This is a genomic window from Streptomyces sp. NPDC006687 (assembly GCF_040636215.1).
GTDB lineage: Bacteria > Actinomycetota > Actinomycetes > Streptomycetales > Streptomycetaceae > Streptomyces.
This window is the reverse complement of the sequence record NZ_JBEYJJ010000017.1, coordinates 98,550-124,783: the sequence shown is the minus strand read 5'-3', so window position 1 is coordinate 124,783 and position 26,234 is coordinate 98,550. Positions and strand designations below refer to the sequence as shown.

Here is a 26,234-nt window from a genome sequence, read left to right as displayed (position 1 = left end):
TTTTTGGCACGCTGTTGAGTTCTCAAGGAACGGACGCTTCCTTCGTACTCACCCGCAGTAACACTTACTGGGGCTTTCCTCCGGGCTTTCGTTCTGTTCCGAGTCTATCAGATCCTTTCGGGCCCGATTTCCTCGGTGCTTTCGAGGTCCTTCGCTTTCGCGTTTTCCCTTTCCAGCGATTCCGACTCTATCAGTGCTTTTCCTTCTCTCCGACCACCCTCCGTCGCACCGAAAAGGGCGCGTCGAAATGGAGTGGAGATCGTGATCGTCACTGTAAGAGGGGGATTCCCGGCCGTCGACTGTTCGCGAGATGTTCACGCGCCACGTCTCGGCGGGAGTCACGACAGTACAGCTCAGTGGGAGCACGTGCAAATCACATCACGCGTATGGTCTAGTCCACCGGTCTAGTCCACTAGTCTCCGTACCGGAGGGTCCAGTCCGGAGCGGGATCGGCTTCGGGCGAACCCGTACAAGCTGTGCAATATCCTTCAGACGAGTACGCCGTTCGCAACAGGCAGTAACGGCGGCACCACGAAGCCCCACCCCTGGGAGGCCCCCATGACCAGCGTGACGTCCCCTCTTGCCGGACGCGCCATCGGACTCGCGGCAGTGCCCGACCCGGTGTTCTCCGGCGCGATGGTGGGTCCTGGTACCGCCATCGATCCCGTGCGCGAGCCCTCGGCGGCGGTCGCGCCCGTCGACGGGGTGGTCGTCTCCCTGCACCCGCACGCGTACGTCGTGGTCGACAGTGAGGGGCACGGGGTGCTGACGCACCTCGGGATCGACACCGTCCAGCTCAACGGCGAGGGCTTCGAGCTGCTCGTGAACAAGGGCGACACGGTGGTCCGCGGCCAGGAGGTCATCCGCTGGGACCCGGCCGCCGTCGAGGCCGCCGGCAAGTCGCCCGTCTGTCCCGTCGTGGCGCTGGAGGCGACGGCCGACTCGCTCTCCGGCCTGGTCGAATCCGGGGACGTCAAGACGGACGACGCCCTCTTCAGCTGGCAGTAAGGCGTCCGCCTGCTCCCACAGGCGAGTCGGACATCCATCGCGGCGGCTTCGTCCGCCACTCAATCGGAGACGGGTGAAATGGAGACAACGCTGCGAGGCGTCGGCGTGAGCCACGGTGTGGCGATCGGCGAGGTGCGGCACATGGGTACGGCCGTGCTGGAGCCGCCGGCGAAGCAGATCGCCGCGGACGAGGCGGAGCGCGAACAGGGGCGCGCCCGTCAGGCGGTGGAAGCGGTGTCGGCCGACCTGATGGCGCGCGGCCACCTGGCCGGGGGCGAGGCCCAGCACGTGCTGGAGGCCCAGGCGATGATCGCCACGGACCCCGAGCTGATGTCGGACGTGGAGCGGCGCATCGTCGTCGGGAGCACGGCCGAGCGTGCGGTCTACGACGCGTTCGCGTCCTACCGCGACCTGCTCGCGGGGGCCGGCGAGTACATGGCCGGGCGGGTGGCCGACCTGGACGACGTGCGCAACCGCATCGTGGCCCGGCTGCTGGGCGTCCCGATGCCGGGGGTGCCGGACAGTGACGAGCCGTACGTGCTGATCGCGCGGGATCTGGCGCCCGCGGACACCGCGCTGCTCGACCCGGCGCTGGTGCTGGGTTTCGTGACCGAGGAGGGCGGGCCGACCAGCCACAGCGCGATCCTCGCGCGGGCGCTGGGTGTGCCGGCCATCGTGGCGCTGCCGGGTGCCGGGGAGATCGCCGAGGGCACGGTGATCGCCGTGGACGGGAGCACCGGCGACCTGTTCGTGGAGCCGAGCGCCGAGAAGCGGGCCGAGCTGGAGGCCGCGGCCGCCGAGCGGAAGGCGGCGCTGGCCGCCTCTTCCGGTCCGGGGGCCACGTCCGACGGGCACAAGGTGCCGCTGCTGGCGAACGTGGGCGGGCCGGCGGATGTGCCGGCGGCGGTGGAGGCCGGGGCGGAGGGCGTGGGCCTGTTCCGTACGGAGTTCCTGTTCCTGGACGACAGCAAGAAGGCTCCGTCCGAGGAGAAGCAGATCGAGTCGTACCGCAAGGTGCTCGAGGCGTTCCCCGAGGGACGGGTAGTGGTGCGGGTGCTCGACGCGGGCGCCGACAAGCCGCTGGACTTCCTGACTCCGGCGGACGAGCCGAACCCGGCGCTGGGCGTGCGGGGGCTGCGGACGCTGCTGGATCACCCGGAGGTGCTGCGTACACAGCTCACCGCGCTGGCGAAGGCCGCCGAGGGGCTGCCGGTGTACCTGGAGGTCATGGCCCCGATGGTGGCTGACCGGATCGACGCGAAGGCGTTCGCGGACGCCTGCCGTGAGGCCGGTCTGGTGGCGAAGTTCGGAGCGATGGTGGAGATTCCCTCCGCCGCGCTGCGGGCGCGCTCGATCCTGCAGGAGGTCGAGTTCCTCTCGCTGGGCACGAACGACCTCGCGCAGTACGCCTTCGCCGCCGACCGTCAGGTGGGTGCGGTCTCGCGGCTCCAGGACCCCTGGCAGCCGGCGCTGCTCGACCTGATCGCCATGTCGGCCGAGGCCGCCAGGGCGGAGGGCAAGAGCTGCGGTGTCTGCGGTGAGGCCGCGTCGGATCCGCTGCTGGCCTGTGTGCTGACGGGTCTGGGGGTCACCTCCCTGTCGATGGGTTCGGCTTCGATCCCGTACGTGCGGGCGACGCTGGCCAAGTACACCCTGGCGCAGTGCGAGCGCGCGGCGGCGGCCGCGCGGGCCGCGGACAGCGCCGAGGAGGCGCGGGTGGCCGCGCAGGCGGTGCTGTCGGGCGAGTAGCCGGACGGCGTGTGTCGTCGTACCGATCGAGGGGCCTTCGCCGATGGCGGGGGCCCCTCGGTCGTTTCCCCGGGGGCGGACGGGTCCCCTAGCTGTGGGGCCCGGGGCCCTCGACCGCGTAGCCGGCGCAGTATTCGACGCCCGGTTCCGGGGCCACGGGGTCGCCGGTGTCGGCGTCCGTGCAGTAGGCGTCGAAGACGGCGGCGGCGGGCAGGGCCAGCAGGCGGCCGCGGTCCAGGCGCCAGCCGTGGACCCGGTCGTGGCGGCCCTCGGTGGTGCTGCGCAGGACGAGGCCGCCGGGGCCGCCCAGGGCGAGTCCGGCGGCCAGGACGGTCACGAAGTCGAGCTGGTCGCGGCCCTCCGTGCGGGGCGGGCCGCCGGGTTCGGCGGGTGCCTCGGCATGGAGCACGGCGGTGAGCTGCTCCTCCTCGGTGGGCACGCTGCACACGAGGTGGTGGTGGCCGGGGCCGGCTCCGTCGACGAGGCGGCGCAGGAGGGCGCAGGCCCGTTCGAAGGAGGCGCGGCCGATGTCCTCGCCGCAGTCCGCGCATTCCCCGGCGGCGGCCAGGACCGCCCCGGCGTACTCCCAGGTGGCCTGGCGTACGGCGGCGTCGGCGAGGAGGGGTACCAGTTCCTCGACGGGCTGGCCGGCGTAGGGCAGGGCGGGGCCGCAGGCCAGTTCGGCGGTGAAGCGCGTACGGGTCTGGGCGCTGTCGGGGTCCAGGCCGTGGTCGGCGCAGTAGTCGGCGTACTCGTCGGGGTCGAAGAGGGCGACGGTGGTGTGGACGCCCTGGGCCGCGAGGGAGCGGAGCAGGGCGTCGATGTGGCGGAGGTAGTCGGTGTACTCGTCGTTCCGGCCGAAGGCGAAGCTGCGGTAGGCCCGCATGGCCGCGAAGTCCCGGGCGTCGGCGAGGAGGCCGAGGGTGCTGGGGACCTCGCGGCGCAGCGCGCGGCGGAGGCGGGAGGCGGGTCGTGAGGTGTGGGCCGTGGTGTTGGGTGTGGTGTCGGGCGTGGCGTTCATGGTTCCCCCTGAGTGGCGTGCCGTGCGGTGCGACGGCTTGCTCACTCAGCGTAACCACGGCCACTGACAGTCACCTCCGGGTGCGGCCGAGCTCCTCGTAGAAGGCGAGCAGCTCCGGCTTGTCGACCGAGCCCGGGTTGACGGCCTTGGCCAGCGGGGTGCCCTGGAGGAGGCGCTTGACGGGGACCTCGATGCGCTTGCCGGTCAGGGTGTGCGGGACGGCCGGTACCTCGATGACCTCGTCGGGGACGTGGCGCGGGGAGAGCTGCTCGCGGATGGTCGCGGCGATCTTCTTGCGCAGGGCCTCGTCGAGGACGGCGCCGGGGGCGAGGTGGACGAAGAGCGGCATCCAGTAGCCCCCGTCGGCCTCCTCCAGACCGATGACCAGGGACTCCTTGATCTCGGGGAGCCGTTCGACGGCCTCGTAGATGTCGGCGGAGCCCATCCGGACGCCCTGCCGGTTGAGGGTGGAGTCGGAGCGGCCGTGGATGACGACGGAGCCGCGGTCGGTGATCGTGATCCAGTCGCCGTGGCGCCAGACGCCGGGGAACATCTCGAAGTAGCTGTCGCGGTAGCGGCTGCCGTCGGCGTCGTTCCAGAAGTGGATCGGCATGGAGGGCATGGGGGCGGTGACGACCAGTTCGCCGACCTCGCCGGTGAGCGGCTTGCCGGAGGGGTCCCAGGACTGGAGGTCCGTGCCGAGGCAGGCGGCCTGGAGCTCGCCGATGTGGACGGGGAGGGTGGGTACGGCTCCGGCGAAGCAGCTGCACACGTCGGTGCCGCCGCTGACGGAGGCGATCCACAGGTCCTCGGCGACCTCCTCGTGGAGCCAGCGGAAGCCGTCGGGCGGCAGGGGGGAGCCGGTGGTGGCCACGCACTTGACCGCGGAGAGGTCGTAGTCCCGGGCCGGGTGCACCTCGGCCTTCTTGCAGGCCATGACGTAGGCGGCGGAGGTGCCGTAGAGGGTGGCGCGGGTGCGCTCGGCGATGCGCCACTGGGCGCCGGTGTCGGGGTGGCCGGGGCTGCCGTCGTAGAGGACGACGGTGGTGCCGGTCAGGAGGCCGGAGACGAGGAAGTTCCACATCATCCAGCCGGTGGAGGTGTACCAGAAGAACCGGTCCTCCGGGCCGAGGTCGCAGTGCAGGCCGAGCTGCTTGAGGTGTTCGAGGAGGATCCCGCCCTGGGACTGGACGATCGCCTTTGGCGCGCCGGTGGTGCCGGAGGAGTACAGGATCCACAGCGGGTGGTCGAAGGGCACCGGCTCGAACGCGGGTTCGGCGTCGCCGGAGGTCAGCTCCGACCAGGCGCGGGTGCCTTCGGGGGCGGGGGTGCCCAGCAGCGGGATGTGGACGACGGCGCGCAGGGAGGGCAGGCCCGCGCGCAGCTCGGCGACGGTCTCGCGGCGGTCGTGCTGCTTGCCGCCGTAGCGGTAGCCGTCGATGGTGAACAGGACGACGGGTTCGACCTGCTCGAAGCGGTCGAGGACGCTGCGGGCGCCGAAGTCGGGGGCGCAGGAGGTCCAGACCCCGCCGACGGCGGCGGTGGCGAGGAGGGCCACGACCGCTTCGGGGATGTTGGGGAGGTAGCCGCTGACCCGGTCGCCGGGGCGTACGCCGAGGGCGCGCAGCTCGGCGGCGAGGGAGCCGACCTGGCGGCGGAGCTCGGCCCAGGTGACGGGGGCCGGCTCGTGGGTCTCGTCGACGTGGAGGAGGGCCGGGTCCTGGGCGCGGGCGGGGTCCTCGGCGGCGCGCAGGGCGTGCTCGGCGTAGTTGAGGGTGGAGCCGGTGAACCAGCGGGCGCCGGGCATCGAGCGGTCGGTGAGGACGCTCTCGTAAGGGGTGGTGAACCGTACGTCGAACCATTCCGCGACGGCTCGCCAGAAGGTGTCGAGCTCCTCGACGGACCAGCGGTGCAGCGCCGGGTAGCCGCCCTCGGCGGGGGCGCCGAAGCGTTCGGCCGCCCATGCCTGGAAGGCGGTGACGCGGGCCGCGGCGATCCTGTCGGGGCTCGGGGACCAGAGGGGTTCCGGCTGGGTGGCTGAGGTCATGGGTCGGCTCCCGGTCAAGTCTGCGGCTCGCGCGTGGTGTGCGTACGGTGCCGCCGCCGTGTGGGTGTGCGTGCGGCGGCTCACAGGGACGATGCCATGTGATCGACATCCGCACCAGAGCCGTTCGCGGCGTCCGGGCCCCGGCCGCCGGTGCCCGGGCCGTTCCTTCCCGGTCCTTCCCGGGTGAACGGCAGCTGAACGCCGCCCCCTCGGCCGGGGGCCGGTGGCAGGGTGACCGTCATGGACGGTCGTGAACTGGTGCGTGCGGTGACGGAGATCGGTACGGCGCGCGGGCGGCGCGCCTGGCGCGCGGCGCTGCGCTACCGGCGGGCGGACGCGGAGGCGCTGGCTCCGCGGGGTGCGGAGCGGGCCCGGGTGCCGGGGCTGCTGACGGCTACGGAGCCGAGGCCGGGCGGGGGTCTGCTGCGGTTCGCGCGCAGTGAGCTGACCGTGCGGGTGGGGGTGGGCGGCGCGGTGTTCTGGGGCTGGGACGGGGCCGGTCCGGAGCCCTCGTACGCGGTGCTCGGCGGGGGGCCGGAGCCCGATCCGCGGGCGGTGCTGGAGCCGGACACCGGGGGCGGCTGGCGGGTGGTGTCGGAGCGGGTGACGGTGGCGGTGTCCCGGCACGGGGCGGTGGAGGTGCGGACCCCGGGCGGGGTGGTGCTGCGGCGGGAGCTGCCGCCGCGCTGGTGGGACCCGGCGGAAGGGGCGGCACAGGGCGGCTCGCGGTGGCTCCAGCGAGCGGAGGTGCCGGCGGACGCGCGGTTCTTCGGCCTGGGCGGGCGGGCGCGGGGACCCCGGCTGCGGGACGGGGAGTACCGGCTGTGGAACACCGACCCCAAGGGCGGCTTCGGGCCGGACACCGATCCGCTGTACATCACGATGCCGCTGCAGGTGGTCGTCGCGGACGCGGGAACGCACCTGGCGTTCTACGACAACACCTGGGAAGGAAGGGTGCTGCTGCGCGAGGGCGAGGAGGGGTCCGGGTCGGGGGCGGACCGGCCGGGGTCGAGCGAGCTGCGCCTGGAGGGCGGGCCGGCGCGGTGCTGGGTGCTGCTGGGGACTCCGGCGCGGGTGGCGCAGGGGTGGGCGGGGCTGACGGGGGCGCCGGCGGTGCCGCCGGAGTGGGCACTGGGCTACCAGCACGCGCGGTGGGGGTTCGGGAGCGCGGCGGAGGTGCGGCGGGTGGTGGCCGGGTACGCGGAGCGGGCGCTGGCGCTGTCGGCCGTCCACCTGGACATCGACCACTACGACGGGCACCGGGTGTTCACCGTGGACCGGGAGGCGTTCCCCGATCTGCCGGGGCTGGCCGGGGAGCTGGGCGCGGCGGGGGTGCGGCTGGTGTCGATCGTGGACCCGGCGGTGAAGGCGGGGGACGCGGTGCACACCGCCGGTCTGGAGGTGGGCCCGCACGGGGCGTTCGTACGGGACGCGCGGGGCCGGGAGGTGCGCGGCGAGGTCTGGCCGGGCGAGTGCGCCTATCCGGACTTCACGGATCCGGCGGTGCGCCGGTGGTGGGGCGGGCTGTACGGGGAGCGGCTCGCGCAGGGGTTCTCGGGGTTCTGGCACGACATGAACGAGCCGGTGTCCTTCGCGCCGTGGGGGGATCCGACGCTGCCCCGGTCGGCGCGGCACGTGCTGGAAGGGGCGGGTGGCGACCACCGGGAGGCCCACAACGTGTACGGGCTGGCGATGGCGCGCGCGGGCTGGGAGGGGCTGGTACGGCTGCGGCCGGCCGAGCGGCCGTTCCTGTTCTCCCGGTCGGGGTGGGCGGGGATGCAGCGGTACGGGGGCACCTGGTCCGGTGATGTGGAGAGCAGCTGGGAGGGGCTGCGGGCCTCGCTGGCGCTGGTGCTGGGGCTCGGGCTGTGCGGGGTGCCGTACTCGGGTCCGGACGTCGGAGGCTTCGGGGGGTCGCCGTCGCCGGAGCTGTACCTGCGGTGGCTGGAGCTGGGGGCGTACCTGCCGCTGTTCCGGACGCATTCGGCGCTGTGGGCGGGGCCGCGGGAGCCGTGGGAGTTCGGGCCTGAGGTGGCGGCGGGTGCGGCGGGGGTGCTGGCGGAGCGGGAGCGGCTGCGGCCGTACTTCGTGACGCTGGCGCACCTGGCGCGGCGGACCGGGGCCCCGTACGTCCGGCCGCTGTGGTGGGGGGCGCCGGAGGACCGGAGGCTGCGGGACTGTGAGGACGCGTTCCTGCTGGGGGACGCGCTGCTGGTGGCGCCGGTGCTGGAGTGCGGGGCGGACCGGCGGGCGGTGCGGCTGCCGCGGGGGCGCTGGTACGACACGGCGACGGGGGCGGCGCACGAGGGGCCGGGGCAGGTGCTGCTGGACGCCCCGCCGGGGCGCACCCCGGTGCTGGCCCGGGCGGGGTCGGTGCTGCCGGTGCGGCGCGGGGACGGGTCGGTGGGCCTGGAGGTGTGGGCCCCGGCGCGCGGGCGGACCGGCGGCGGGGTGGTGATCCGCGACCCGGGGCCGGGGTTCGAGGCGGGCGAGGTGGAGCGGTACACCGTGCGGTGGGCCGGAGAGGCGGTGGTGGTGGAGGACGGAGCGGGCGAGGTGGTGAGCGGGGCGGAGGTGCGGGGGGTGTAGTCGCGCCGGCCCCCGCGGGCGCTCCGGCGGCGGGCGCCGTTGCCCTGGCCGGGTGGCTGCCGGGGGCTCGGAACCGTGCCCTGGCCGGGTGGCCGCCGGGTGCCCGGAACCGGGCGACGGCCGGGAGATCGCGATCGTGCCCTGCCCGCGTGGCGGGTGGCGGGTGGACGAGCCCGCGGGTGGGCAGGGGACGGGGCCGTGCGGGCGGCGGGGTGCGTCAGGTGTAGTGGCCCGCGAACCAGGCGGCGGACGCCTGGGTGTGGAGGGGGAAGGCCAGTTCCGCCGGGGTGTGGAGGACGTGCCAGCCCGTGGTCTCGTCGGTGGGGGCGGAGGGCGGGAGGGCGGAGGCCGGGCGGGGCGGGAGGAGGCCGAAGACGAGGAGGTGGCCGTGCGGGGAGCTCAGGACGTCCGCGAGGGCCACCTCGGAGGCCCGGGCCTCGATGCCCGTTTCCTCCCGGAGTTCCCGGGCCACGGCTTCGCGCCAGTCCTCGCCGAAGTCGATGAAGCCGCCGGGCAGGGCGACGCCGCCCTTGGCGGGTTCGATCGTGCGGGTGATGACCACCAGGCCGGTGCCCGAGGCGTCCTCGACGGGGAGCAGGGCGACGGCCACCGGGAGCGGGTTGCGGTAGGTGACGGAGCCGCACGCGGCGCACCTGCGGGGCCAGTCGGCGGCGGCGAACGGGGCTCCGCAGGCGGAGCAGTGCGAGTCCCTCGGCTGGTGCGGCATCCGGTGATCGTATGCCAAGGGGCCCGCGGGTGCTCCTGGCCGTGCCGGTACCGGTGACCCCGGGCGGCTGACGTGGCAGACTTCTGACGGCTCGTCAGTTATCGGATCGGGGAGGGGCCTTGGCACGCACACGTACGCCCGTGGTGAGCGGCTGGTTCGCCGAAACGCCCGGCGGCTTCCGGCTGCTCGGTACGCGGTGTTCCGCCTGTACGGCGGTGTTCTTCCCGCGCGAGGACGCGTACTGCCGCAATCCGCACTGCCCCGGCGGCGGTGACCTCGTGGAGGTGCCGCTGTCCCCGCGCGGCCGCGTCTGGTCCTACACCGACGGGCGCTACCGGCCGCCCGCCCCCTACGTGTCCGACCCGGACGCGCCCTGGGAGCCGTACACCCTGGTCGCCGTGGAGCTGGAGGCCGAGGGGATGGTCGTGCTCGGGCAGGCCGCGCCCGGGGTGACGGTGGCGGACCTGGCGGTCGGCATGGAGGTCGAGGTGGTCGGCGGGGTGCTGGGTGAGGATGCCGGGACGACTTGGCTGACCTGGCAGTTCAAGCCGGTGGAGGGGGCGCGGTGAGCGGGGAGGTGGCCGTGCTCGGCGCCGGTATGCACCCCTGGGGCAAGTGGGGCCGCAGCTTCGTCGAGTACGGGCGGGCCGCCGCCCGGGCCGCGCTCGCCGACGCCGGGCTGGAGTGGACCGACGTGGAGTCCGTGGTCGGCGCCGACACCGTGCGCGGCGGCTACCCGGGCTACGTCGCCGGTGCCACCTTCGCGCGGGCGCTCGGCTGGCAGGGCGCGCGGGTGACCAGCGTGTACGCCGCCTGCGCCTCCGGGGCCCAGGCCATCGGGGCGGCCCGGGCGCAGATCCTGGCCGGGCTGGCGGAGGTGGTGCTGGTCGTGGGCGCGGACGCCGCGCCGAAGGGGTTCTTCGCCCCGGCGGGGGGCGACCGGCCGGACGATCCGGACTGGCTGCGGTTCCGGCTGCTCGGGGCGGTGAACCCGGCCTACTTCGCGCTGTACGCCCGTCGCCGGATGGCCCTCTACGGGGACACCGGGGAGGACTTCGCGCAGGTCAAGGTGAAGAACGCGGCGGCCGGGGCGCTCAACCCGAACGCCCGCTACCGTACGGCGGTGACGGCCGGGGAGGTGGCGGCCTCGGCGGTGGTCGCGGATCCGCTGCGGCTGCTGGACATCTGCGCGACCTCCGACGGCGGGGCGGCGCTGGTGCTGTGCAGCATGGAGTTCGCGCGGGCGCGCGGGGCGGCCGACCCGGTGCGGATCCGGGCGGTGTCGACGGTGACGCCCACGTACCCGCGTACCGTGCTGGACCTGCCGGACATCGCGACCGACGCGACGGTGGCCGTCCCCGCGGCGGAGGAATCCTTCCGCGCCTCGATCGCCCGGGCCGCCTACGAGGAGGCGGGGCTGGGACCGCGCGACCTGTCACTGGCGGAGGTGTACGACCTGTCCACCGCGCTGGAGCTCCAGTGGTACGAGGACATCGGGCTGTGCGGTGAGGGCGAGGGGGCCAAGCTGCTGCGCGAGGGGGCGACCGGGCTCGGCGGGCGGGTGCCGGTCAACGCGAGCGGCGGGCTGGCCTCCTTCGGGGAGGCGGTGCCGGCGCAGGCCATCGCCCAGGTGTGCGAGCTGACCTGGCAGCTGCGGGGGACGGCGGGGGCGCGGCAGGTGCCGGGGGCACGGGTGGGGATCACCGCGAACCAGGGGCTGTTCGGGCACGGTTCGGCGGTCGTGGCGGTGCGCTGAGGGGCGGACGCCCGGGGGTGCGCGCAAGCTGCGGGGCGCCCCCACCAGCGGGCGGGGCGGAGGGGCACAAGTGCGGTCGCCGTGGTGCTTGACGCTCCCCGGTGGCGGGTTCACACTCTCCCCACGGTCCCGGGCCACGGCCCCGGGACCCTTCGTAGCCCCCCATGAGAGCCGCGGCCCGTACCCCAGTCGGCGGGGGTACGGGCCGCCTCCCTGCGCGCCGTCTCGGTCAGGCTCCGGCGCTCAGGCCGGCCCGGCGGGCCCGGGCCAGTGACATGGCGTGTTCCACGACTCCCACCAGTACGTCCTTGACCGACTCGCGGTCGCGGGCGTCGCAGAGCAGCACCGGCACCTCGGGGTCGAGGTCGAGGGCCTCGCGGATGGTGACCACGGGGTGGCGCTCGGCGCCGTCGAAGCAGTTGACGGCGATGAGGAAGGGCAGGCCGCGCCGCTCGAAGTAGTCGATGGCGGCGAAGCAGTCGGCGAGCCGGCGGGTGTCGGCCAGGACGACGGCGCCGAGCGAGCCCTGGGAGAGCTCGTCCCACAGGAACCAGAAGCGGTCCTGTCCGGGGGTGCCGAAGAGGTAGAGCACCAGGTCCTCGCGGAGGGTGATGCGGCCGAAGTCCATGGCCACGGTCGTGGTGCTCTTCGCCTCCACTCCCCCGGTGTCGTCGATGGCGGCACCCGGCTCGGAGAGGGTCTCCTCGGTCCGCAGGGGACGGATCTCGCTCACCGCGCTGACCAGGGTGGTCTTGCCCGCCCCGAAGCCCCCCGCGACCAGGATCTTCAAGGTCAGCGGCTCGACCGGTGAGACGGCGTGCATCGCACCGGTGCGGCTAGAGCGCCCGAAGGCCATCGATCACCTCTCGCAGAATGGATTCGTCGGGCAGTTCGGCCGGGGGGACCGGCCGGGTCACATGGACCAGGGCGTCGTCGACGAGGTCACCGATGAGGACCCGGACCACGCCGATGGCGAGGTCCAGCTCCGCGGCGAGCTCGGCGACGGACTGGGGGCGTTCCCGGCACAGCCCGAGGATGTGGGCGTGTTCCGGGGACAGGGTCAGGTCCCAGACCGGATCGTCGGCCGCCGGTTCGGCGACGACGAGGGCGATCAGGTCGAGGCGGTGCTGGGCGGCATGGCTGGTCCGGCCGCGGGTCATGGCGTACGGGCGGACGACGGGCCCGGCTTCGTCGTCGAACCAGTGCGGGTGGCCGCTCCCGTGCGCCGGCCCGGGTTCCGGGAAGTTCGGGAGGTGGTCGTGGCCTGGATCGCTCATACGGTCCGACTCACCCTCCGGCTGGCAGCCCGGTGCGCGGGGCGGTCGCCAGGTGGTCGCCGACGCGCTTGACCATGAGGGTCATCTCGTACGCGACCTGGCCGACGTCGGAGTCGGAGTCGGAGAGCACGGCCAGGCAGCTGCCGTCACCGGCGGCCATGACGAACAGGAACGCCTCGTCCAGCTCGACCACGGTCTGGCGGACCCGGCCGGAGTCGAAGTGCCGGCCGACGCCCTTGGCCAGGCTGTGGAAGCCGGAGGCCACGGCCGCCAGGTGCTCGCTGTCCTCGCGGGTCAGGTCCTTGGAGCTGCCCGTCGGCAGGCCGTCGCCGGAGAGGACCACCGCCTTGCGGATGCTGGCGACCTTGTCGACGAGTTCGTCCAGGAGCCAGTTGAGCGGGCCGGGGCCGCGGCCCCTGCTGTCGTTTCCGTTCTGCGGTGCGGTCATCGACCGTCCCCTTCGTTCTCGTGCGCGGGACCGGTGGCGGCGGAGGTGCCGGCCCCGGTCTCGGACTGCTGCGGTGCGTGTTGCCGGTCTTGCTGGTCTGCGTACTCTTTGCGGCCCGCCGTCCAGCCGCGCTGGAGGGCGGACATACGGGCGCGTACGTCGTCCGCGTCGCGGTCGGCCGGCGGGGCCGCGGGGGCTTCGGGCTCGGCGGGGGCCGGAGCGTTCTTCAGCTGCGGCGCCAGGTTGGCCTGGCGGACCCGGCGGGGCAGTCCCCCCGGGCCGGCCGCGGTGCGGGGCTCCTCGGGGTCGGTCCGCGGCCGGTCCGGGGTCCTGGCTCCGGCCGGGCGGGGCTCGACGCGGCGGCCGTGCTCGGCGACCAGGGTCGGGGTGGTGCGCCGACGGGGCAGCGGGACGGCTCCCGCGGGGCGGGGGCCGTCGGGGCGGACCGCGTCCAGGTGCGGGCGGTCGGCGCGGACCGGGCCGGTGGGTGCGGAGGGGTCGCGGTCGGCGCGGGCCCGGGCGGCCTCCGGGCCGGTGGTGCGGGCGCGGGCGCCGGCCGGCTCCGGGCCGGTGTCCCGGGGGCGGCCCCAGTCGCGGTGGCGCTCGGCGCTGTTGTCGCCGGCCCGGTCGCCCTTCCAGGTGCCGCGCTCGCCGCCGCGCCGGGCGGCGTCGGCGCGGCCCGCGGAGCCCAGGCCCAGCAGGGCGCTGCGCGGGGTGCCGCCGGGCGGGGTCTCGTCGTCGAGGCTGGCCATGGGCGGGCGGCCGCCGACGCCGGCGATGCCGCTGATGGTGTCCTCCATGTCGTCGAGCCCCTCCTGCCCCTCCAGGCCGAGGAGTCCCAGCGGGCCCTCCAGTTCCACGGGTCCGTTGAGCACGCCGGCCGGCAGCGGGCGGGCCGAGGACGTGCGGTCGAAGGTGCTGGGCGCGGTGCGGCCCGGCCCCCGGGAGCCGGGGGCGGCCTTGACGCCCTTGACCGCGGCGGGGCCCCGGGCGGCGCGTACGGCGTCGAGGCGGATGCCGCTGCCGTTGGTGTCGGGGGCGTCGGTGAGGAGCTCGGCCGGGAGGAAGACCACCGCGGTGGTGCCCCCGTACGGGCTGGGCTGGAGGGCCACCTTGATGCTGTGGCGCCGGGCGAGGCGGCTGACGACGAACAGGCCGAGGCGGTCGGTGTCGGAGAGCTCGAACTCCGGGTTCTCGGCGAGCCGGAGGTTGGCGTCGAGCAGGGCCTCGGGGTTCATGCCGAGGCCCCGGTCGTGGATCTCCAGGGTGAAGCCGTTGGCGACGCGCTCGCCGTGGACCTGGACGGCGGTGTGCGGCGGCGAGAACACCGTGGCGTTCTCCAGGAGTTCGGCGACCAGGTGGGTGACGTCGGCGACGGCCGGGCCCTCGATGCCGATGCGCGGCAGCCGGCGCACCTCGATGCGCTCGTAGTCCTCGACCTCGGCGACGGCGGCCCGTACGACGTCCATCAGCTGGACTGGCTTGCGCCACTGGCGGGAGGGAGCGGCTCCGGAGAGGATCACCAGGCCCTCGGCGTGGCGGCGCATGCGGGTGGTCATGTGGTCGAGGCGGAAGAGGTCGGCGAGCTCCTCGGTGTCCTCGGTACGCCGTTCCATCGTGTCGAGCAGGGTCAGCTGGCGGTGCAGCAGCACCTGGTTGCGGCGGGCCAGGTTGACGAAGACCTCGGAGACCCCGCGCCGCAGCTCCGCCTGCTTGACGGCGGCTTCGACGGCGGCGCGCTGGAGGCTGTTGAGGGCGAGGGCGACCTGTCCGACCTCGTCCTTCTCGAACTCCAGGCGGGGCGCCTCGGTCTCCACGTCCACGGTCTCGCCGGCGGCGAGGCGGCGCATGACGCTGGGCAGGCGGACGCCGGACGCCTCGGTGGCGTCCTTGCGGAGCTGGGAGAGGTCGCGGATCAGGTCGCGGCCGATGCGCACGGACAGGAAGAGGGAGAAGGCGAGGGCGAGGAAGCCGAGGACGCCGGCGACGGCGGCCTGCACGAGGACGTCCATCGCGACGGGTTCGACGCGCTTCTGGTAGCGGTCTCCGGCGGCGGTGCCCATGGTGGCGAGGTCGTCGAGGACCTTGCGGGCGGCCTCGTCCCACTGGGCGGCGGTGACGGTGCGCGGGTTCTTGACGGCGCCCGCGGTGATGAACCGTTCCTCCGTGTCGCGCAGGGCCTTGCTCTCGGGGCCGTTCCAGTACTGCTCGAAGAGCTTGCGGTCCTCGGCCGGGAGGATCGCGAGGTTGAACTCGTAGAGCAGGGCGCGGTTGGCGACGAAGGCGGAGACGCGGCGGACGTCGCCCGTGGCGACGTTTCCGGCGGCGAGGGCGGAGGCGATGACCGCGTCCTCGCGCGAGAGGGTCTCGCGGGCGCGGGTGATGCCGACGAGGGCGCGGCCCTGCTTGTCCATCTCCACGTTCTCCAGGGCGTGGAGGTTCATGAGGAAGTCGTAGCTGGGGTCGACCAGGCGGCTGTAGAGGTCGAGGGCCTGGGTCGGGTCGAGGCTGCCGGTGTCCACGGAGCGGCGCAGGGCGGCGATGCCGTGGAGGGCGTCGAGGATCGACCTCAGGCGCTGCTTGTTGGCGGGACTGAGCTCCTCGAGGACCTCGGGGTCGGTCGCGTTCGCGGTGATCTTGCGGACCATGCCGTCGGTGGCGGCGCGGCTCCTGGAGAGCTCGGCGGTGGCCGCGGCGGCGCGGGGGTCGCCGAGGACGACGAGGGTCTGGCGGCGCTCCTTCTGCACGACGCGGACGACGTCCTCGATGGGGTAGCCGACCTTGTCGATGACGTACGCGACGTCGAGCAGCTGGAGGGCCTCGCGGCCGGTGATGACCGTCGAGAAGCCCCACAGGGCGGTCAGGGAGACGAGCGGCACCAGGAGCAACGCCACGATCTTCCGGCGGATCGACTTCCCGCGAAAGCGCATGGCCTCCCCAGCCTCCCCCAGCTCAACCCCGTGGTGGGGGGTCGGTGTTCCGTCATTTAAACGGCGTGAGCCTACTACTGCCACGGAGCGGCCTCGAAGGCGTGTCCGGACGTTTTCGGCCTGACCCCTGGACGAAGATCACCAGTTGTCCGACACTTCCGGTCACGTCCCGCCCGGTATGTGGCAGATGACACTCGGTGGGGTGTCGGTTCCCGTCTCCGGAGGGATGGCTGGAATTCCCCGGTCCGCGCCGCCGGTGGTGGATCGCCGTCCAGGATGCGGGAACCTGCGGACGGGGGGCGGTCGTTGGGCTCGGGAGGCGGGCGGAGCGGACCATGAGGATGTACGACGAAGAGGACGGATCGGTGTCCGAGGCGCGCGGGCGGGGCCTGTGGGTGGAGGAGCCGGCCCGCCGGCGGCGCATGCCGGATCCGGTGCGGGCGTCGGCGGTGCGGGCGGTGCTGATCGTGGCGGTGACGCTGACGGCGGGCTCGGCGGCGTTCTTCCTGGTGCTGTCGGGGTCGTGGCTGGCGCTGCCGATGGTCCTCGGGGGGATAGCGGGGACGGTGGTGGCCACGTGGGCGGTGCTGGACGTGTGGATCACGCGGCAGATGTGGAACCAGCGGCACGGGGTGGTGTCGGAGCCGAGCAGCGCGGTGCGGTGGCGCTAGTCGCGCCGGGGGCGGGGGTGGGGGCCGTCCGGGGGTGCGCGCGTGGCGGGGTGCCGCTGCGCGGAGCCGTCTCCCCGCCCCGCCCTTTCAGCGTTTCCCGGGGCAGGCCCCGGACCCCCCGTACGCCGCCCGCGCCCTGCGCCGCGGGACGCGGGATGCGCCGGGTCAGGAGGGGGTGGGAGTCCGGCGGAACATGCGGGTCGCGGTGATCTCGCCGTGGATGCCTTCCGTTTCCGGGGTGGGCTGCGGCAGGCCCGGGCGCAGGTGTTCCTCCACGCTGATGTACTTCAGCCCCGCCCTGAGGTCGGCGTCGTTGCGCAGGCGGATCACCAGCGGGAACTCCGCAAGGGCCGTGGTGTCGAAGAGGCCCGTGGTGTACAGGAGCTGGACGCCGAGGGCGTCGGAGACCGCGCGCTGGAGTTCCAGCAGATACGTGGCGTTGGCGCGCCCGATGGGGTTGTCCAGGAACAGCGTGCCCGCGTGGCGGTGCTTGTCGCGGCCCCGGTCGTTGCTGCGCAGGGCCGCCATCGTGCAGTACAGGGCGATGGCGGCGGTGAGCAGCTGGCCGCCGGAGAAGACGTCGCCCATCTGGCCGACGGGGACGCGTTCGGCCCGCAGGACCGCGTCCGGCTTGAGGATCTCCACCGCGATGCCCTTGGGCTCCAGCGCCGCCTGGACGCCCCTCAGCAGCAGGGACATGCCGTCGCGGCGGCCTTCGCCGAAGGCGGCGTTCTTCCTGACCGCCGTGCGGGTGGCCTCGTCGATGACCTCGCCGAGGCGTTCGGTGAGGGTGGCCTGGTCGGGTTCCTCGAAGCGGATGCGGAGGAACTCCTGGCCCGACCACTCCCCCAGCCCCTCGGGGAGCTGCGAGAGGCGCTGGGCGGAGCGGAGGGTGGCCAGGGCTGACTCCACCAGGCCGCGCAGCCGGTCCACGATGCTGTCGCGGTTGCGCTCCAGTTGCGCGAGCTCGTCGGTCAGGACGCGCAGGCGCGGGGCGAACGCGGCCGCCCAGGCGGCGGCGTGCTCGGGGAGGGCGGAGGCGGGCAGTTCGCGGATCTGCTGGCGGGCGGGGGTGCGTACCTGCTCGTAGCGGGTGGCGTTGGCGTGCCGGACGAGGATGTCGCCGGCCTCCCGCAGGGCCGCCTCGGCGGCGGAGAGGTCGGCGGCGCAGGCGCGCAGTGAGCGGCGGGTGTCGGTGGCCGACTGGCGGGCCTCCTCCAGGGTGCCGCGGTGGGGCGCGGGCTCCTGCTCGTCGTCGGGGTGGGTGTGGTCGCGCAGCAGGTCCCGCAGGAGGGCGGCGGTCTCCTCGAAGCCGCCGGCGCCCTCCTCTGCGGTGCGGTGGGCGCGCAGCAGGTCGGCGTGGGCGGCCCGGGCGCTCTCCACGGCGGCGGAGTGCGCGGCGAGCTGGGCGGTGGCGGTGCGCAGCAGGCCCTGGGCGTGTTCGACGTCGGCCGGGACCAGTTCCTCCGGCAGCTCGGTGTGGGCCTCGCCGTCGGCGGGGGCCAGGCGTTCGGCCTCGCCGCGCAGCCGGCCGAGCTGCTCGCTGGCGGTGGAGGCACGGGATTCCAGCATCTGTACGAGGGCCTCGGCGCGGGCGGCGGCGGCCTGCCGGGAGGGGCCGTCGGCTCCGTCGGTGCCTTCGAGGAGCTGGGCGGCGCGGGTGCGGACCTTGTTGGTGAGGCGGTCGAGTTCGGCGAGGGCGGCGCTCTCGTCGCTCTCGGCGCGGGCCTGCTCGGCCCGCAGGTCGGCGCCGACGCCGACCTTCTCGTACAGCTGGGAGGCGGCCCGGTACGCCTCGCGGAGGTCGGGCAGGGGGGCGCGGGGGCCGTCGTCGGCGGGGAGCTGGTCGGGGGCTCCGGCGATCTCGGCGCGTTCGGCACGCAGGGCGCGGGCGGTGCGGCGGGCGTCGTCGGCGGCGCGCTGGGCGGCGCGGCGGTCCTCGTCGGCGGCGCGGGCCCGGTCCAGGCACGCCTCGGCGCGGGCCTCGGACGCGGCGGCCTCGTCGGTGAGTTCGCGGACCCTGGCCTGCCAGCCGGAGCGCTCGCGCAGGCGGTGCGCGAGGCCGGCGAGGGCGTCGGCGGTCCGGCGGGCGCGCTGGGCGGTCTCCTGGCGCTCGTCGCGGACCCGGGACGCGTCGGCGGCGGCCTCGTCGGCCTCGGCGCGTACGGTACGGGCCTCTGCGAGCTCGGCGTCGGCCTCCTCGGCGAACGCGCGGGCGGCGGCGGCCCGTTCGGCGAGCTCCGCGAGACGGCCGGGCGGGCAGCCGGTGCGCCAGGAGGTGAGGCGGGCGGCAAGTTCACGGTCTCCGGCGAGCCGGGCGGCGAGCTCGCGGATCTCGGTGTCGCGGGCGGTGGCGCGGGCGCGCAGGGCCTGGCGTTCCTCGTCGGCGGCGTGCTCGTCGTGCATGGCCGGGTTCGGCGGGACGAGGAACACCTGGTCGGTGCCGTCGGCGGGCGGTACGGGCGCCAGCAGGGCGGCGGCGGTGCCGACGGCGACGGTGGAGCGGGGCAGCAGGGCGGCGGCGGAGAGCACCTCGCGGGCGCGGCTGTGGGTGTCGGGGTCGGTGATGACGACGCCGTCGACGAGTTCGGGCCGGGCGGCGAGGACGGCGGCGTGGTCGGCGGGGTCCACGGACTGGGCGAGGTAGCGCCAGCCGGGCAGGGCCGGGATGCCGTGTTCGCCGAGGTACTCGACGGTGGCGAGGACGTCGGGGCCGGGCGGCAGGAGGCCGCCGTCGCCGAGGGCTCCGAGGATGCGGGAGTCGTCGGCGGCGGCGGTGCGCAGCTCGAAGAGCTGGCGTTCGGCCGAGCCGACGGTGTCGGCCAGGAGCTCGGCGAGGGTGTCGGCGTTGCGGTCGAGGTCCTCGGCGGTCAGGGCTCCGGCGGTGCGGGCTCCGGCGGTGGCGGTGGCGGCCTGGTGTGCGGCGGCCTGCGTCGCGGCGTAGTGCCCGGGGGCGGTGCCAGGGGCGGCGGTGGTGTGCCGGGCCGGGGCGGCGTCGGCGGGGCCTCCGGTGCGGGGGTGGGGCAGGAAGGTGTCGGGGGCCGACGGGAGGCCCAGGAGCTCCGCCAGGCGGGGCGCGGCCGCCAGGGACTCGGCGGCGCGCCGTTCGGCGGTGTGGGCGGCCTCGGCCGCGTCGGCGGCGTCGGCGGCGCGGGCGGCGGTGAGCTCGGCGCGGGACTCGGCGGCGGCGGCCTCACGGGCGGCCTCGGCGGCGGTCCGGGCGGCCTCGCGGGCCTCGTCCCAGGCGGCCACCGCGCTCTTCTCGGCGTCGCTGGCGGCCAGCGCGGCGCGGGCCGGGTCGGCGTCGGGCGCGGTGTCGTCGAGCCAGCCGGCGCGGACGGCCTCGGCGGTCTCCTGCTGGACCTCCGCCAGGCGCGCCCTGAGGTGTTCGGCCTCGCTGCGGGCGCGCTGGGCGGCGGTGGCGGCGGAGGTGGCGTCGCGGTGGGCGCTCTCCCCGACGGCCTGGAGCTCGGCGGAACGCTCCTCCTCCTCGTTGGCGGCCCGCTCGCCCTGTTCGGCGGCGGTGTGCAGGGCCCGTACGAGCTCGGCGGCGGCGGTGGCGCGGGCGGCGAGGGCCGGGGCCGCGTCCCGTTCGGCCTCGCGGATCGCGGCGGCGACGCGGGCGGAGCGGTCGGCGGCGGCGCGGTGGCGCAGGACGGTCTCGGCCGCCTGCCAGGCGGAGTGCAGGGTGCGGGCTTCGAGGAGCTCGCGGCGCTGGGCGGCGGCGGCCTTGTCGGCGACGGTCAGGGCCAGCGAGGCGTGCCGGTAGGCGAGTTCGGCGGAGACGGCGGCGCTGCGGGCGCGCTGCTCCTCGGCGGCGGTCACGGCGTGGGCGGCGCCGGTGACCTGCTGGGCGAGCTCGGCGGCGCGGCCGCGTTCCTCGGCGGCGCGGGCGGAGAGCCGGCGGGCGAGGGTGCGGGTGCGGCGTTCGGCGCCGGCGTGGACGTCGCGCAGCCGGGCGCGGGCCTCGGCGGCCTCGACGATGCGGGTGAGCAGGTCGACGGAGCCGGCGGTGAAGTCCCGTTCGGCCATCAGCTCGGCGCGGCGGCCGAGTTTGCTGCCGAAGCCGTGGACGAGGTCGGCGAGGCCGTCGGTGTCGCGGGTGTCGGTGACGGCGCGCAGCAGCAGGTCGGTGAAGTCGGAGTCCTTCTTGACCGCGAACAGGCCGGCGGCCTCGCCCTCGTCGGCGTTCATCTCCCGCTGGTAGCGGAAGAGTTCGGGGTCGAGGCCGAGTTCGGTGAGGTGCTCGTTCCAGCGGTCGTGGATCTCCTCCCAGACCACGTCCAGGTGCGGGTACACCTTGCCGGCCTCCGTGAGGGCGTCACGGAAGCCCTTCATCGTGCGGCGGCGGCCCTGGGCGCCGGAGGCGCCCTCGACGGGCGGGCGCACGGAAGTGGCCTCGGCGACGGGGAGGTTGTCCAGGCTCAGGCCGGGGCCGGGGCGGAAGGAGTACCAGGCTTCGGCGAACTTGCGGGGGTCGTTGGAGACCTGGCGGCCGCGCCACTCGCTGACCTTGCCGACGACGACGCACTCGCCGGTCTGGGTGTGCTGCCACTCCAGGGCGACGTGGCCGCAGTCGTCGGCGAGCAGGAACTTGCGCAGGACGCCGGAGCTGGCGCCGCCGAGGGTGTTGCGGTGTCCGGGGAGCATCACCGAGAAGATCAGCTTGAGGAGGACGGACTTGCCGCCGCCGTTCTCCAGGAAGAGGACGCCCGCGGGCGCGGGGCGCCGGGGCGGGCCGGTGGGCTCGTCCTCGAAGAACTCCGCCTGGGCGGGCGCCGGATGGGGCACCGGCTCGCCGACTCCGCGCAGGTCGAGCACGGTGTCGGCGTAGCGTGCGCCGGCGGGCCCGATGGAGTAGAGGCGGATCCGGGACAGCTCGTACATGGCGGCGGGTTCTCGCGGTCTCTCGTGGTGCGTACGGGGATCGGGGCGCGGGGCTCAGGCGTGGAAGGGCAGGCCGGCGTCGGCGGCGAGCTCCAGGTCGTCGCCCTCGGGCGGCGGCAGGAGGGTGGCCGTGCCGTCGCCGACGGGTACCACGCCCAGCTCCAGGAGTTCGGCCATGGCCGCGCTGCCCGCCATGTCGCGGACCTGGAGCTGGTAGCGGGGGGTGGTGCGGTAGGTGCCGCCGGCGTCGTCGCCGGTGCGCTGGAGGAAGCCGGAGTCGGTGAGGAAGGCGGCTGCCTTGCCGACGATGCCGGTGGTGGACCCTGCGAGGCGGCGGGCGTCCTTGGTGGCGCCGGTCGCGCTGCGGCGGGCGTAGACGCGCCAGGCGGCCTCCAGGGCGGGGGCGTCGGAGGCGGGGTCGGTGTTCTCGCCGAGTTCCTCGGCGCGCTCCTCCAGGCGGCGGCAGGTCTGCCGGACGAAGGCGTCGACGCCGTTGACGGTGATCCGGCCGATGTAGCCGTCGTCGGCGAGGTCCTCGGGGCGGGGGAAGGCGAGGGCGGCGATGGCGAGGTGGGCGAGGCCGTGGAGGAAGCGGTCGCCGCCGTCGGCGGCGGTGCGGCGGGCGTAGTCGCCCATGCGGACGGCGAAGACGGAGTCCTCGCCAGCGGCGACGGCCATCCCCGCGCGGGGGGACACCTCCAGGACGACGAGGCCCAGGCCGGTGGCGACGGCGTCGGCGAGCCGCCCGAAGGCGGGGTCCTCGCGGTAGCGGCGCAGCAGCTCGGCGTACTCGGCGTCGCGGGCGGGGAGCAGCTTGGGCTGGAGCCCGAACCCGACGAGCCGGGCCGCGTCGGCGGCGTCGGCCGGCGTCAGCGCGGCTCCGGCCGCCACGGGCCCGGCGGGCGTACCGTCGCCCTCGCTCCACGCGGGCTGCTCGGCGTGGTGGTCGCTCACGGGTGGGTCTCCTCGGCGGTGCGGTGGTCTTCCGGCAGGCCCGCCGCCTGCCGGCGGGGCTGAGGCCGGTCGACGGGGTCGATGTGCGGGCCCGTCCCCAGGGGGACGGCCCGGCGGGTGGGCGCGGGCGCGGCGGGGTGGCCCGGCGGCGTGCTGCGGCCCGGGGCGGGGGCTGCGGGGGTGGCGGCGGGGCGGGTCATGAGGGGTCCGTGCGGGCTGCCGCCATGCCGGCCGCGTCCAGGAGGGCCGTGCCGACGATGAGGTCGGCGCCGCCGAACTCCGGGTCCTCCAGCTCGGTGCCGTCGTCCACCGCGAACAGCAGCCGCTCCTCCCCCTGCCGGTACGCGGTGCCCACCGGCGGGCTCGCCGCGTGGACGGCGAGCAGGGCCACCAGGTACGGGAGGTCGGGGTCCGCGCGGCGGGCCTCGGCCAGCAGGCCCGACAGGCGGCGCGGGGCGTCGTGCGGGAGGTCCAGCAGGCGGGTCGCGGCCGCGAGCTGCTCCTCGCTGAAGCGGCTGTCGTCCGGGGTGGCGATGAGGTCGGGCTCGGGCATCTCGGCCCCGAGGTGCTCGCGCTCCACGGGCGGGGTGAGGAGGATCTCCACCAGGTCCGCCACCCGCACCGAGACGGGCGTGCGCAGCCCGGTGCCGGCCGCGAAGAAGGCGTCGGTGACCCGGGTGGCGTGCTCCACGGGCAGCGGCAGCAGCGGGGCGATGAGCTGCCCGTACAGGTCGATCCCGGCGCGCGCGGCGGGCGCGGCGAACGCCTGGCGGTCCTGTTCGGCGCGGAAGAGCGGGCCCGCGTCCAGCAGCCGGGACTGGAGCTGGGTGTGCCGCCGGATGCAGTCCTTGACGATGTCGACGAGCTCGGCGGCGCGCCGCTTGTTCTCGGGGTCCTCGGCCTCGTCGCGCGCCTTGCGGATGTTGGTGAGGATCGCGTTCTCGTGCCGGTAGCGGTCGGCGACGTGGTCGAGGGCCTCGGCGATCATGTCCGGGACGGCCTGGAGCCAGTCCACGGCCCGGACGTTGCGCCGGGTGGCGTCGAGGGTGCGGCGCAGGGTCTCGGCGTACTGGACGGTGCGGTAGCGGGCCTGCTCGGCGGCGAGCTGGGCGTCGGCGAGCCGGCCCCGGCTGATCAGGACCTCCAGCTTGACCTCGGCGGCGATCTGCGCGCTGGTGACGTCCGTGTCGAGGGCGCCGACCAGGACGTTGACGGCCTCGTCGGTGGTGCGCAGGTACACCCCGCCGCCGTACCCCGGCACCTCCTCGATCAGCTTGAAGTCGTAGTCCCGGCGGACGTAGACCCCGTCGGGCCCGAAGGTTCCGTAGATCGCGCGGAAGCCCCGGTCGACGCTGCCGACGTTGATGAGGTTCTCCAGCACCCAGCGGGCGACCCGCTCGTGCTCCGCGGCGGGCCGGCCGGGGGTCTGGGCGGCGACGCGCGGCAGCAGGCGGGCCACTATCTGCTCGTGGTCGGCGCCCGTGTCGAAGTCCATGTTGAGTGTGACGAGGTCGATCGCGGCCAGCGCGACCTCCGCCATCGCGTAGACCCCGTACTCGCCGGCCAGATTGGCCTTGCGGACGTCGAGGTCGTGCAGCGGGGCGGTGCAGGCGAGGGCGCGCAGCCGCCGGGCGAGGCCCTCGTCGGCGGCCGGGCCCGGCGCCGGGGAGGGGAGGGTCTTCGCCGGGGCAGGGAGAGTCACGTCGCAAAGATTAGGCGGTGTCACGGACAACATCCCAAACGGCAGGGTTCGGCCGGATCGTCCCCGGCTCCGGGAAGGCCGCGGACGGGGTCTGCGGCGCGCGGCCGGTGCGCTGTTCTACGCTCGCCGCATGGCTTCCATGATCACACCCTCCGCGGCCGCGATCGACCTCAACGCCGACCTCGGCGAGGGCTTCGGCCGGTGGACGCTCACGGATGACGAGGCCCTGCTGTCGGTGGTCACCAGCGCCAACGTGGCCTGCGGTTTCCACGCGGGCGATCCGTCGATCATGCGCCGGGTGTGCGAGCTGGCCGCCGCGCGCGGCGTACGGATCGGCGCGCAGGTCTCGTACCGGGACCTGGCGGGCTTCGGGCGGCGGGCGATGGACGTGCCGGCACCGGAGCTGGCGGCCGAGGTGGCGTACCAGATCGGGGCGCTGGAGGTGTTCGCCCGGGCGGCCGGGTCGAGGGTGTCGTACGTGAAACCGCACGGTGCGCTGTACAACCGCACCGTCCACGACGCCGAACAGGCCGGGGCGGTGGTCGCCGGGGTGCGGCTGGCCGCCGGGGAAGCGGGGCTGCCGGTGCTGGGGCTGCCCGGGTCGCTGCTGCTGGAGGCCGCCGCCGAGGCCGGGCTGGAGGCCGTACCGGAAGCCTTCGCCGACCGCGCCTACACCCCGCGGGGCACGCTGGTGCCGCGCGGGACGCCGGGCGCGGTGCTGCACGATCCGGACGCGGTGGTGGCGCGGGCCGTGCGGATGGCGGCGGAGGGGGAGGTCACGGCCGCCGACGGGTCGCCTGTACCGGTCCGCGCGCGCTCCCTGTGCCTGCACGGGGACACCCCGGGGGCGGCGGGGCTCGCGGTGCGGGTCCGGGAGGCGCTGGGCGCGGCGGGCGTACGGGTGGGGGCCTTCGCGTGAGGGCGCTGGCGGTGGGGCGGGAGGCGCTGCTGCTGGAGGTGGACTCGGCGGCGGAGGTGGCCGCCCTCCACGCGGAGCTGGTGCGCCGGCGGGAGGCGGGCGAGCTGGGCGCCGTACGGGAGCTGGTGCCGGCGGCGCGGACGGTGCTGCTGGACGGGGTGCGCGAGCCGGCGGCGCTGGCGGCGCGGATCGCCCGCTGGCCGGTGCCGCCGCTGGCGCGGGCCGAGGGACCGCTGGTCACCGTGCCGGTGCGGTACGACGGGCCGGACCTGGCGGAGGTGGCCGCGGCCTGGGGTGTCGCCGGGCGGGAGGTGGCGGGGCTGGTCGGGGGGATCGAGTTCCGGGTGGCGTTCTGCGGGTTCGCGCCCGGCTTCGGCTATCTGACGGGCCTTCCGGAGCGGCTGTGGCTCCCGCGCCGGGCCACGCCCCGCACGGCGGTCCCGGCCGGGTCGCTGGCGCTGGCCGGGGAGTACGCGGGGGTCTACCCGCGCTCCTCCCCCGGCGGCTGGCAGCTGATCGGCTCCACCGAGGTGCCGGTGTGGGACCCGGGCCGGGAGCCGGCGGCGCTGTTCGCACCGGGGGTACGGGTGCGGTTCGTGGAGGCGGGGGCGGGGGTGCGGGGGTGAGCGGGCTGCTGGTGGTGCGGGCCGGAGCGCTGAGCACCGTGCAGGATCTGGGGCGGCCGGGGCACGCGCACCTGGGCGTGCCCCGGTCGGGGGCGCTGGACACCGCCGCGCACGCCCTGGCCAACCGGCTCGTCGGCAATGCGGCGGGGGCCGCCACGGTGGAGACCACCCTGGACGGGATCCGGCTGCGGGCGCTGGCGCCGGTGACGGTGGCGGTGACGGGCGCGCCGTGCGCGGTACGGGTCTCGGGGCGCCCGGCGGCATGGGGCGCGCCGGTGTGGCTGCGGGCGGGGGCGGAGCTGGACGTGGGGCGTGCGTCGGCCGGGGTGCGGTCCTATGTCGCGGTACGGGGCGGGTTCGCCGGGCCGGCGGTGCTGGGCAGCCGTTCGACGGATCTGCTGTCGGGGCTGGGGCCGCCGGTCCTGTCGGACGGGACGGTGCTGGAGGTGGGCGTCGCGGGGCCGTCTCCCGTGGCCGGGGCGGACGCCCTGCGGGTGCCGGGGCCGCCGGTGGCGGAGCTGGTGCTGCCGTTGTGGCTGGGGCCCCGGGCGGACTGGTTCACCCCGGGCTCGGTGGCGGGGCTGCTGTCGGCCGGGTACCGGGTGGCGGCGGCCTCCAACCGGATCGGGCTGCGGACGGAGGGCGGGCCGGGGCTGGTGCGGGTGCGGGGTGGGGAGCTGCCGAGTGAGGGGGTGGTGCTGGGGGCCGTGCAGGTGCCGGCGGACGGGCTGCCGGTGGTGTTCCTGGCGGACCACCCCGTCACGGGCGGGTACCCGGTGGTCGGGGTGGTCCCCCCGGGCCCCGCCCTGGACGCCGCCGCCCAGGCCCGCCCGGGGGTCCGGCTCCGCTTCGTCCCTGCGGGGGCCTGACGTTGCCGTATCCGGCCGTCGGGGGCGGGGCTGGTCCCCTGCCCGCCCTTCCTC

General features: G+C 75.4%; 19 protein-coding genes and 1 pseudogene. 9 read left to right on the top strand and 11 right to left on the bottom strand.

Annotated elements, in window-relative coordinates; all coding sequences use genetic code 11:
* The first annotated feature begins 558 nt into the window (after positions 1-558).
* Both ABZ716_RS21025 and ptsP read left to right on the top strand, forming a co-directional pair.
* Entirely contained in the window at positions 559-1,008 is a 450-nt protein-coding gene (locus ABZ716_RS21025) for a PTS glucose transporter subunit IIA (protein WP_358813460.1), read from the top strand.
* Between the two features lie 78 nt (positions 1,009-1,086).
* Positions 1,087-2,757, top strand: coding sequence for a phosphoenolpyruvate--protein phosphotransferase (gene ptsP / locus ABZ716_RS21020; RefSeq protein WP_351892840.1), 1,671 nt, complete (start codon positions 1,087-1,089; stop codon positions 2,755-2,757).
* 88 nt (positions 2,758-2,845) lie between these two features.
* Here ptsP and ABZ716_RS21015 read toward each other — a convergent pair whose 3' ends face one another.
* Both ABZ716_RS21015 and ABZ716_RS21010 read right to left on the bottom strand, forming a co-directional pair.
* On the bottom strand, positions 2,846-3,778 hold the full coding sequence (locus tag ABZ716_RS21015) for a hypothetical protein (protein WP_358960755.1): 933 nt from the start codon (positions 3,776-3,778) through the stop codon (positions 2,846-2,848).
* Positions 3,779-3,848: 70 nt separating this feature from the next.
* Positions 3,849-5,825 carry an acetoacetate--CoA ligase gene (locus ABZ716_RS21010; RefSeq protein WP_358960753.1) on the bottom strand — a complete coding sequence of 659 codons (1,977 nt, stop codon included), beginning with the start codon at positions 5,823-5,825 and terminating at the stop codon, positions 3,849-3,851.
* Between the two features lie 240 nt (positions 5,826-6,065).
* Here ABZ716_RS21010 and ABZ716_RS21005 point away from each other — a divergent pair, with 240 nt between their 5' ends.
* A complete protein-coding gene (locus ABZ716_RS21005) occupies positions 6,066-8,414 on the top strand; it encodes a TIM-barrel domain-containing protein (RefSeq protein ID WP_358960749.1) in 2,349 nt (782 codons plus the stop codon).
* A 217-nt stretch (positions 8,415-8,631) separates the two neighbouring features.
* Here the strand turns inward: ABZ716_RS21005 and ABZ716_RS21000 are convergent, their stop codons facing one another.
* Positions 8,632-9,141 carry an NUDIX domain-containing protein gene (locus tag ABZ716_RS21000; protein ID WP_351892829.1) on the bottom strand — a complete coding sequence of 170 codons (510 nt, stop codon included), beginning with the start codon at positions 9,139-9,141 and terminating at the stop codon, positions 8,632-8,634.
* Positions 9,142-9,260: 119 nt separating this feature from the next.
* Between ABZ716_RS21000 and ABZ716_RS20995 the strand changes: the two genes are divergently transcribed.
* Positions 9,261-9,710 (top strand): zinc ribbon domain-containing protein, encoded by a 450-nt coding sequence (locus ABZ716_RS20995; protein ID WP_358813455.1) that lies wholly within the window; start codon positions 9,261-9,263, stop codon positions 9,708-9,710.
* Positions 9,707-10,897 carry a lipid-transfer protein gene (locus tag ABZ716_RS20990; RefSeq protein ID WP_358813454.1) on the top strand — a complete coding sequence of 397 codons (1,191 nt, stop codon included), beginning with the start codon at positions 9,707-9,709 and terminating at the stop codon, positions 10,895-10,897. The genes ABZ716_RS20995 and ABZ716_RS20990 overlap by 4 nt, the downstream gene beginning before the upstream one ends.
* Positions 10,898-11,126: 229 nt before the next feature.
* Here the strand turns inward: ABZ716_RS20990 and ABZ716_RS20985 are convergent, their stop codons facing one another.
* From ABZ716_RS20985 to ABZ716_RS20970, 4 genes are read right to left on the bottom strand one after another with little or no spacing between them, the layout of a single operon-like run.
* Positions 11,127-11,753, bottom strand: a complete 627-nt coding sequence (locus tag ABZ716_RS20985; protein ID WP_358813453.1) for an ATP/GTP-binding protein — start codon at positions 11,751-11,753, stop codon at positions 11,127-11,129.
* Positions 11,734-12,174 (bottom strand): DUF742 domain-containing protein, encoded by a 441-nt coding sequence (locus ABZ716_RS20980; protein ID WP_351892819.1) that lies wholly within the window; start codon positions 12,172-12,174, stop codon positions 11,734-11,736. Before ABZ716_RS20980 ends, ABZ716_RS20985 begins: the two co-directional genes overlap by 20 nt.
* 10 nt (positions 12,175-12,184) lie before the next feature.
* The gene (locus ABZ716_RS20975; RefSeq protein ID WP_100865124.1) at positions 12,185-12,622 is read right to left on the bottom strand and encodes a roadblock/LC7 domain-containing protein; all 438 of its coding nucleotides are present in this window, start codon (positions 12,620-12,622) and stop codon (positions 12,185-12,187) included.
* Positions 12,619-15,552, bottom strand: a complete 2,934-nt coding sequence (locus tag ABZ716_RS20970) for a nitrate- and nitrite sensing domain-containing protein (RefSeq protein ID WP_358960746.1) — start codon at positions 15,550-15,552, stop codon at positions 12,619-12,621. The genes ABZ716_RS20975 and ABZ716_RS20970 overlap by 4 nt, the downstream gene beginning before the upstream one ends.
* 335 nt (positions 15,553-15,887) lie before the next feature.
* Between ABZ716_RS20970 and ABZ716_RS20965 the strand changes: the two are divergent.
* Positions 15,888-16,205: pseudogene (locus ABZ716_RS20965) on the top strand (hypothetical protein); the annotation flags it as partial.
* 183 nt (positions 16,206-16,388) lie between these two features.
* Here ABZ716_RS20965 and ABZ716_RS20960 read toward each other — a convergent pair.
* The 4 genes from ABZ716_RS20960 to ABZ716_RS20945 are packed head-to-tail and all read right to left on the bottom strand — an operon-like array spanning position 16,389 to position 23,799.
* Positions 16,389-21,110 (bottom strand): hypothetical protein, encoded by a 4,722-nt coding sequence (locus ABZ716_RS20960; protein WP_358960743.1) that lies wholly within the window; start codon positions 21,108-21,110, stop codon positions 16,389-16,391.
* A gap of 54 nt (positions 21,111-21,164) precedes the next feature.
* Positions 21,165-22,064 carry a hypothetical protein gene (locus ABZ716_RS20955; RefSeq protein WP_358960740.1) on the bottom strand — a complete coding sequence of 300 codons (900 nt, stop codon included), beginning with the start codon at positions 22,062-22,064 and terminating at the stop codon, positions 21,165-21,167.
* Entirely contained in the window at positions 22,061-22,264 is a 204-nt protein-coding gene (locus tag ABZ716_RS20950) for a hypothetical protein (protein WP_358960737.1), read from the bottom strand. The genes ABZ716_RS20955 and ABZ716_RS20950 overlap by 4 nt, the downstream gene beginning before the upstream one ends.
* The gene (locus tag ABZ716_RS20945; RefSeq protein WP_358813448.1) at positions 22,261-23,799 is read right to left on the bottom strand and encodes a hypothetical protein; all 1,539 of its coding nucleotides are present in this window, start codon (positions 23,797-23,799) and stop codon (positions 22,261-22,263) included. Before ABZ716_RS20945 ends, ABZ716_RS20950 begins: the two co-directional genes overlap by 4 nt.
* Positions 23,800-23,905: 106 nt before the next feature.
* On the opposite strand from ABZ716_RS20945, the gene ABZ716_RS20940 reads away from it, so the two are divergent.
* The 3 genes from ABZ716_RS20940 to ABZ716_RS20930 are packed head-to-tail and all read left to right on the top strand — an operon-like array spanning position 23,906 to position 26,180.
* On the top strand, positions 23,906-24,685 hold the full coding sequence (locus ABZ716_RS20940) for a 5-oxoprolinase subunit PxpA (RefSeq protein WP_358813466.1): 780 nt from the start codon (positions 23,906-23,908) through the stop codon (positions 24,683-24,685).
* A complete protein-coding gene (locus ABZ716_RS20935) occupies positions 24,682-25,311 on the top strand; it encodes an allophanate hydrolase subunit 1 (RefSeq protein ID WP_358960734.1) in 630 nt (209 codons plus the stop codon). Before ABZ716_RS20940 ends, ABZ716_RS20935 begins: the two co-directional genes overlap by 4 nt.
* On the top strand, positions 25,308-26,180 hold the full coding sequence (locus ABZ716_RS20930; RefSeq protein WP_358813446.1) for a biotin-dependent carboxyltransferase family protein: 873 nt from the start codon (positions 25,308-25,310) through the stop codon (positions 26,178-26,180). The genes ABZ716_RS20935 and ABZ716_RS20930 overlap by 4 nt, the downstream gene beginning before the upstream one ends.
* Positions 26,181-26,234: the final 54 nt, after the last annotated feature.